This is a genomic window from Mesotoga sp., from assembly GCF_035363035.1.
In the GTDB taxonomy this organism is placed as follows: Bacteria; Thermotogota; Thermotogae; order Petrotogales; family Kosmotogaceae; genus Mesotoga.
Genome location: NZ_DAOSEH010000025.1, coordinates 18,856 through 27,209, shown reverse-complemented (window position 1 = coordinate 27,209; position 8,354 = coordinate 18,856). Strand labels below are relative to the sequence as shown.

General features: G+C 53.5%; 6 protein-coding genes and 1 pseudogene. 6 read left to right on the top strand and 1 reads right to left on the bottom strand.

What is annotated here, in order from left to right; translation table 11 throughout:
- The 6 genes and pseudogenes from PKX57_RS05760 to yihA all read left to right on the top strand — a co-directional run.
- Positions 1 to 245: pseudogene (locus PKX57_RS05760) on the top strand (hypothetical protein); the annotation flags it as partial.
- Positions 166 to 1,239: a DUF362 domain-containing protein gene (locus PKX57_RS05755; RefSeq protein WP_214048764.1), complete on the top strand. Its 1,074-nt coding sequence runs from the start codon at positions 166 to 168 to the stop codon at positions 1,237 to 1,239. The pseudogene PKX57_RS05760 and the gene PKX57_RS05755, both read left to right, overlap by 80 nt.
- 16 nt (positions 1,240 to 1,255) lie before the next feature.
- A complete protein-coding gene (gene glpK, locus PKX57_RS05750) occupies positions 1,256 to 2,716 on the top strand; it encodes a glycerol kinase GlpK (protein WP_213919965.1) in 1,461 nt (486 codons plus the stop codon).
- Positions 2,674 to 3,150: a tRNA (adenosine(37)-N6)-threonylcarbamoyltransferase complex ATPase subunit type 1 TsaE gene (gene tsaE / locus PKX57_RS05745; protein WP_213919966.1), complete on the top strand. Its 477-nt coding sequence runs from the start codon at positions 2,674 to 2,676 to the stop codon at positions 3,148 to 3,150. The genes glpK and tsaE overlap by 43 nt, the downstream gene beginning before the upstream one ends.
- Positions 3,151 to 3,188: 38 nt before the next feature.
- Entirely contained in the window at positions 3,189 to 5,555 is a 2,367-nt protein-coding gene (gene lon, locus PKX57_RS05740; protein ID WP_472416367.1) for an endopeptidase La, read from the top strand.
- Positions 5,556 to 6,125: a ribosome biogenesis GTP-binding protein YihA/YsxC gene (gene yihA, locus PKX57_RS05735; protein ID WP_472416365.1), complete on the top strand. Its 570-nt coding sequence runs from the start codon at positions 5,556 to 5,558 to the stop codon at positions 6,123 to 6,125.
- A gap of 51 nt (positions 6,126 to 6,176) precedes the next feature.
- On the opposite strand, the gene PKX57_RS05730 is transcribed toward yihA, so the two are convergent.
- Positions 6,177 to 8,171: a sodium-translocating pyrophosphatase gene (locus tag PKX57_RS05730; protein ID WP_213919969.1), complete on the bottom strand. Its 1,995-nt coding sequence runs from the start codon at positions 8,169 to 8,171 to the stop codon at positions 6,177 to 6,179.
- Positions 8,172 to 8,354 lie beyond the last annotated feature (183 nt).

The window sequence follows — 8,354 nt, the reverse complement described above, 5'->3', positions numbered from 1 at the left end:
AGGCGCCCGTGAGAACGGGCGAAAGGATATATCTCACAGATCTCTGGGCCGTTACATCGATCCCGGAAGAGATAATAATAGAGATACTCTCTTCTTGTGAAGTGAAGCTTCCCGAAGAGGTGCGCTGCATAGTGGATGATCGTAGAAAGAAGAAGAGGGTTCTTTATGGAGAAAAAGAGTCAAATGAACAGGGTGGCGATCCTAAGCAGCCCAGAATACGCAAAGTGCAGGGAGAAGATAGCTGAGGGCTTCGATCTGCTGAATTTTGACGACGATGTTCGAGAAAAAAAGGTACTGCTGAAGCCTAACCTGCTCTCAGCAAGAACGCCAGACAGCTCGGTGACGACCCATCCCGAAATAGTCCGCGCGGTGGCGGAGATTTTCCTCCGGCGCGGGGCAAAGGTCAGTGTAGGAGATTCCCCGGCCAGGGTCAGTACCATTACCGCGGCCAGAGCAGCAGGGATTGAAAGCGTCTGCAGGGAACTGGACATACCCCTTGTAGATTTCGACGATCCCGTTTCTGTGGTTCTGCAGGAGGGGACGTACAGGAACTTCGAGATAGCCCGCCCGGTCCTGGAGGCCGACCTCGTAGTCAATCTGGCCAAGCTCAAGACTCATTCGCTCACGCTCGTCACGTTCGCAGTCAAGAACCTCTTCGGCTGTATCCCCGGTGCAAGAAAGCAGGGCTGGCATTTCAGAGCGAGAAACATGGGGGATTTTTCCAGGATGCTTCTGGACCTGGCGAGGTATTTGAAGCCCTCGCTGACGGTGCTGGACGGAGTAGAGGGGATGGACGGAAACGGACCGTCGAACGGGAGGAAGATCTATCCCGGAATCGTGGCGCTCTCAAGAAATGTCTTTTCTCTGGACGATGCGATAGCGGAACTCTTCCAGGTGAAGCATTCGAAAGTCCCGCTTTTGAGAATGGCCAGGGAAGAGAATCTGGTTGGCGAGTACGAAATTGTGGGCGACGGACCCGTGCCGGCGAGACTGGTTCTGCCCGAAACAAACTACATCGCGGTTTACGGTGCCGGTTTCTTGAGGCATTTCGTCACGAAGTTTCCGAGGATAGACAGGAAGAACTGCATCGAGTGCAGGAACTGCGAAAAGGCCTGCCCGGTCGGGGCGATAGAGATAGACAGGTTCAGGATCGATTATAGCAAGTGCATAACCTGTTACGTCTGCCACGAGATCTGTCCGGAGAACGCGATCGTTTTCAAGAGACGTTTTCATATATGAAGGAGGCGGCGTTAGGATGAGTTACATTCTGGCCATCGATCAGGGAACCAGCAGCAGTAAGGCCGTACTATTCGATGAGGAGTTTTATCAGGTGGCCGTTTCACAGGAGGAGTTCAGGCAGATATACCCCAATCCTGGCAGGGTCGAACACGATCCGAGAGATATTATTCTCAGTACCATGAGTTCTGTGGAAAACGTGGTATCCGACGCCAGGGTCTCTTACCGTGAGATCGAAGCCATAGGTATAACCAACCAGCGCGAGACAGTGGTCGCATGGGATGCCATAACCGGCCAGCCTTTGTGCAACGCTATCGTCTGGCAGGATAGGAGAACCACGGAAAGATGCAAAGAGCTGAGGGAAAAGTTCGGGGAGAAGATACACCTCAAGACTGGATTGATGCCCGATCCGTATTTCTCGGCCACGAAGATGGAATGGATGCTGCAAAACGTTCCCGGAGTCCGGGAAGCCGCGAAGAGGCGCACCTTGCGTTTCGGCACGATCGACTCCTGGCTGGTCTGGAACCTAACCAGAGAGAAGCGATATGTGTGCGATTACTCGAACGCTTCAAGAACGATGCTCTTCAATATACGGGAGCTGAAGTGGGACGGCGAACTTCTCGACATGTTCGGAATAGATGAAGAGTTCCTGCCGAAGGTCGTGGATTCCTGCAGCCCTCTGGGAGCTTCGATATACGGTCCGGAGATAGCCGGTATAGCCGGAGACCAGCAGGCTTCGCTCTTCGGACAGACGGCCTTCTCGCGGGGCGATGCCAAGTGCACCTACGGCACCGGCTCTTTCATACTCATGAATACCGGGTCGGAGCCGAAATACTCAAGGCACGGCCTTCTTACAACGATAGGATGGAAACTTGGGAAGGATACTGTCTACGCCATAGAAGGATCGATCTTCGCCTCTGGGGCCCTTATAACTTGGTTAAAAGAGGGTCTGGGAATAATAGCCAATCCCTCGGAGACTGAATCGCTTGCGCGTGAGGTTCAGGACAACGGCGGAGTTTACTTCTCGGGAGCTCTGACCGGTCTGGGGGCGCCGTACTGGGATGCTTCGGCCAGGGGGACGCTGATAGGACTGACCAGAGGGACGAAGAAGGGCCATATAATCAGAGCCGTGCTGGAATACATGGCCTTCAGGACTCGCGAAATACTGGAACTGATGGAAGAGGAGACGGGGATAAAACTGAAGAAGCTCCTGGTGGACGGCGGAGTCACCAGGAACAACTTCCTGATGGAGATGCAGGCCAACGTGCTTGGCATCCCTGTAGATAGATCTCTGATAAAGGAAACAACGGCGCTGGGTGCTGCAATGTTCTCGGGCCTTTGCACGGGCCTGTGGGACATTGAGGTGCTGAAAAACAGACGTATCAGCGAGGTGGAGTTCGAACCCAACGGAAATAGAATGGAGGAAGAGTTTTCGAAGTGGAAAGAAGTACTGAGAAGATCTATGAACTGGGCCAGATGAAGATAGACCAGTTGTTGAACCTGGCCGGCAAGATCGGTGAAAGGCTCTCCGGAGGCGAGACGATACTGCTTTACGGCGATCTGGGCACCGGAAAGACGACTTTTGTGAGGGGACTGGCCAGAGGGCTAAGAATCGAAGAGAGACTGGTTAGAAGTCCGACGTTCAACATAATCAACACCTATCCCGGCAGGTTGATTCTTGTTCACGCCGATCTCTACAGACTTGAAGATCGAAGAGAATTACTGGATTTAGATCTCGAAGGTCTCGGCGATTATAATACGGTTATGGCCGTTGAATGGCCCGAGATGTACAGACCCTTCGTAGAAGGGCCGTGTCTGATAGTGAGGCTTGAGCACTGGAGCGAAAACGAGAGAGTCGTGTCCCTGTCGTCGATGGACGTGGAGGCCGATGAAATCCTCTCTTTTTTGAACTGAAAAGCCGGTATCTTACCAAATGAAAGGAAGGTGTTCTGGTGGCACAAAAATTCGAATTACTTGAGAAAGCAGCAATTAGAAGCGAGAGAAAGATAGAGATACCCGATATATTGCCAGCGATTCCGACGAGAACCAATATGTTGATATATCCCTCTTCAGTGATGCCACTCTACGTGGGGAGGGAGAAGTCTCTTTCGGCGCTCGAAGAATCGATCGGTAAGTACGATCAGCTGGTCTTCCTGGTGTCTCAGAGAGATATAACCAAAGAGGAACCGGAACTGGGCGATCTCTTCGAAGTCGGTACTATAGGCCGCATCGTCCAGTTGATGAAGATGCCCGATGGCAATTACAAGATCCTGGTCGAGGGACTGGCACGGGCGAAGATCTCGGGCGTAGTTGAAGAGGAGAACGCTCTGATCGTAAAGCTTGAGAGCCTGAAGTCCAGAACCAGAAAGAGCAAGATGCTGGAGGCACTGGTTCGCAAAGTCAAGGAGCTGACGCAGAAATACGTTTCGATGAGCCGCAGGTTCCCGGATGAAGCTCTTATGGCTCTTGAAGACACTTCCAACGCCGACAAGTTCGCCGATTTCGTCTCTTCGATCGTTCCCTTCGCTCTGGAGGAGAAGCAGAAGCTGCTCGAAGAGGTTGAGCCGGTCGAGAGGTTGAAGATACTCATGGAACTACTGAGCCGCGAGATAGAGATCCTCTCGCTCGAGGAGGAACTGGATAAGCGCGTGAAGGAGAAGATCGAACAGGGTCAGAAGGAGTACTATCTTCGCGAAAAGATGCGTGCGATTCAGGAAGAGCTCGAGGGCGAGGAAGACGAAGAGATAAAGGAATTGAAGGAAAGGGCCGCCTCTCCCGACCTGTCTGCCGAAGTTCGCGAGAAGGCCGAACAGGAGATATCCAGACTGGAGAAGATGTCTCCCTACTCGGCCGAGGCGACGGTGGTGAGAACGTATCTGGACTGGTTGCTTAACCTTCCCTGGTCTCAGGAGACGGAGGACGAGATAAAGATAAAAGATGTACGTAGAATGCTGGACAGCAACCATTACGGATTGCAGGACGTCAAGGAGCGGATACTGGAGTTCCTGGCTGCCAGAAAGTACTCGGAAAAGCTCAGGGCTCCCATACTCTGTCTGGTGGGTCCTCCAGGTGTTGGCAAAACCTCTCTGGGGCGATCCGTAGCCGAGGCAATGGGCAGAAAGTTCGGAAGAATCTCTCTGGGCGGTATGAGAGACGAGGCCGAAATACGCGGCCACAGGAGGACCTACGTCGGCGCCCTTCCGGGCAGGATAATGCAGATGATTCGCAAGCTCGGCTCTAGGAACCCCGTGATCGTGCTGGACGAGGTCGACAAGATGGGAATAAGCTTCCAGGGTGACCCGGCTTCGGCGCTGCTGGAGGTTCTCGATCCCGAGCAAAACAGCAATTTCACCGATCACTTTCTGGAGGTATCCTTCGACCTCTCCAGGGTGTTGTTCATAACTACGGCGAACGTTCTGTATTCCATACCCGACGCCCTCAGGGACAGGATGGAGGTCATCGAAATACCCGGATACACCGAGTCGGAGAAGTATCACATCGCCAAAGACCATATACTGCCCAAGCTGCTCGACGAATACAACATGAAGGACAGGAGCTTCAAAATCACCGGATCGGCTATAAAGGGAACGATAAGGGACTACACCAGAGAGGCCGGTGTGAGACAGCTCGACCGCAGCCTGGGAAAGATAATCCGGAAGGCGACCCTGAAGATGGCCGAAGGCGAGGAGAGTATAAACGTAGGGGTGAACGATCTTGGCGAATTCCTGGGAGTACCGCTCTTCAAGGACAGCGATTTCCGAAAGAAACCCGAGGTTGGTGTGGTGACAGGCCTCGCCTGGACCTCCGTCGGAGGGGAGATCATGTACATTGAGGTGCTTCCCGTGCCGGGGAAGGGAAAGACCATCATCACCGGCCAGCTTGGCGATGTTATGAAGGAATCGGCGCAGATAGCCGCCTCGCTCGCCAGAAAGCTCTGCGATGGTGAAAAGTACGCCGAGATCTTCGAGAAGAGGGATTTCCACATCCATGTCCCGGAGGGAGCCGTTCCCAAAGATGGACCCAGTGCTGGAATAACTCTGACTACAGCCTTCATTTCGGCCGTTTCCGGCAGAAAGGTAAGAAACGATGTCGCAATGACGGGCGAGATAACCCTACGGGGAAAGGTTCTGCCGATAGGCGGATTGAAAGAGAAGCTGATGGCCGCTTATCGTTCCCAGATGAAGACGGTGATCGTACCCCTGGCTAACAAACGGGATCTGGAAAAGGTTCCCGAAGAGATAAAATCCCGGCTAGAGTTCGTTTTCGTGGAGGATATCCTGGAAGTCCTCCAAGTCGCTCTGCTGGACAAAGGTGATTGAGTGATAAAGAGTGTTGAGCTGTGCAGAACGGTCTTCAAATCAGGAGAGTACCCGCCTCCGCTGGAAAGGGAGATAGCCTTTGCCGGCCGGTCTAACGTCGGCAAGTCTTCGCTTCTCAACTCCCTTTTCGGTAGAAAACTGGCCCACACGAGTTCGACTCCGGGCAAGACCCGTTCGATAAACTTCTACACCGTCAACGGGTCGGTCTATTTCGTGGACCTGCCCGGTTATGGTTACGCAAAGGCTTCCATAAAGGAGAAGGAGAAGTGGGAGAGACTCATAATCGATTACTTCGATTCGAGAAAGTCTCTATCGCTCCTGGCAGTCCTCATGGACAGCCGCCATCCCCTTCAGGCCGTTGACAGGCAGATGCTGGAATGGGTTATATACTACTCCCTGCCTTACCTGGTCGTTCTGACGAAGGCCGACAAGCTTTCGAGAAGCCAGCAATCCATAACTCTCAAGTCCGTCAAAGACGGTCTGTCGGAGAGTGGGGCTCTGCCCCCCGTGTTCATGGTCTCGGCCGAAAAGAGACAGGGAACTGAAGAGCTGATTAACACGCTCCTCTGATCTGCGGCAATAGAAAAGGCGGGGATTTTCCCCGCCTTTTTCAGTAGATAATCACTTGAAAACGGCGTAAAGAATAACCAGCGGGCTTATCAGAGAGGCTACCAGGGAGAGAACCGTTATGAGAGTGTTCAGCGAAGGTCCGGCGGTGTCTTTGAAGGGGTCTCCCACAGTGTCGCCGATTACGGCTGCCTTGTGCGCGTCGGAGCCCTTTCCGCCGAAAGCGCCGTCCTCTATGTATTTCTTCGAGTTGTCCCACATGCCTCCGCTGTTGGCCATCAGCAATGCGTTGAACAGTCCCGAGAGGATGGCTCCGCCCAAAAAGCCTCCCAGAGCATATATCCCGCCTATGAAGGCTATCAAGAGGGTGATTCCTATAGAGATCAGACTGGGAAGCATCAATTCCTTTAGAGCGCCCGTCGTAGCTATCTCTACACACCGCGCGTAATCGGGTCTGGCCGTTCCTTCGCTGAGACCCTTGATCTCTTTGAATTGCCTCCTGATCTCGGCTATCATCCTGAAGGCGTTTTTGCTAACGCCCAGCATTATCATAGCTGAAAAGAGTGCGGGAACGCAAAGGCCTGTCAGAAGACCGAGCATCACCAGCGGATTCATGAGATCGAAGGTTATGCTCTGGCCGGTGATGGCTGCCACGCGTTCCTGGTAAGTCGCCAGCAGCGCTATGACCGTGAGTCCGGCCGCCCCTATCGCAAAACCTTTGGTGATAGCTTTCGAAGTATTTCCGGCAGCATCGAGCTTGTCGGTTAGCGATATGACTTCCTCGCTAAGCCCAGACTGTTCGGAGATACCTTTGGCGTTGTCCACGATAGGGCCGTAAGCGTCACTGGAGATTATCATTCCAACAATTGCGAGCATGGAGACGGCGCTTACGGCTATTCCATAAACTCCGCACAGGGCAAAGGCCACGCCAGAGGCTACACCGATTCCCACCAGCGATGGGAGAAGGCTCATCAATCCGTAAGAGTAGCCCGTCAAAATAGTGATAGCCGCACCCGATTGCGAGGCCTGGGCCGTTCTCTTCACGAAGTGTCTGTCGATGGAAGTGAAATAATCTGTGGTGAAGCCTATCACCGTTCCGGCGACGAGGCCGGCCATCGCGGCGCCCCAGAATTTTAGATCGTAAGAGAGCGCAAGGGAGATCACCAGCGTTGCCAGAGCGAAAATCGCCGAGGTGATGTAGGTTCCAAGGTCAAGGGCGCGTCCGGGATTCTTCTCCCCTCTGACACGGACGCTGAAGATTCCGACCAGCGAGGAGAGGACCCCGACCGATGCCAGGATAAGCGGCAGGACCACCATCTTTACTCCCAGAGTCTCTCCGAGGACCATCGCGGCAACGATACTGGCCACGTAAGAATCGAAGAGATCGGCTCCCATACCGGCCACGTCTCCCACGTTGTCACCGACGTTGTCGGCGATGACGGCCGGATTTCTGGGATCGTCTTCGGGAATTCCTATTTCGACCTTGCCGACGAGGTCGGCGCTTATATCGGCCGTCTTGGTGTAAATACCTCCACCGGCCTTTGCAAAAAGCGAAAGGATGCTCGCCCCGAAGCTGAAGCTCAGAAGTATTTCCGCCTTCAGAGCTATACCGTAAATCACACTCACACCGGCAAGTGCCAGTCCCACCACAAGCAGACCCATCACCGAACCGCCCCGAAAAGCTATCAGAAAAGCCTTTTCGAGGCCCTCGTGGTCTGCAGCCGTTGCTGTACGAACGTTGGCCTTGAGCGCCACTTTCATTCCCAGTAGACCCGCAACGCCAGAAGAGATGGCTCCGACTAAGAAGGCGATCGCTGAAGAAATACTCAAAAATATCGCCAGAAGGATGCAGATCGCAATTGAGAAGAAGGCCAGTATCACATATTCCTTCTTTAGAAAGGCGTCGGCTCCCTCGCGGATCGCCTCGCCTATTTCCCTTATGCGCTCGCTACCGACTGGGTGCCTGCCGACCCAGCGAAAGAGATAGATACCGAGGATTACCGAAAACAGGGAAACCGTCACGGCTATCAGTGCAGAAATCAGTTCCATATTCATTTACGCCCCCTTATGGACGAACCACACGATGAGAAGTCAACATGATTCTAGCACCACATATCGGCGGAATGGTATCGATCGACAGGTTAAATCTGAATGTCTGCAAGGTGGTGGGAATATTCGAAAGGAGTCATTAGGTAAATCGAGCCCCATCGCAGTCGATGCCGCACGGGGCAA

Bases quoted from the DNA above. Each gene is read 5' to 3' on its own strand.
- glpK (WP_213919965.1), top strand. From the start codon at position 1,256: ATGAGTTACATTCTGGCCATCGATCAGGGAACCAGCAGCAGTAAGGCC.
- PKX57_RS05755 (WP_214048764.1), top strand. From the start codon at position 166: ATGGAGAAAAAGAGTCAAATGAACAGGGTGGCGATCCTAAGCAGCCCA.
- PKX57_RS05730 (WP_213919969.1), bottom strand. From the start codon at position 8,171: ATGGAACTGATTTCTGCACTGATAGCCGTGACGGTTTCCCTGTTTTCG.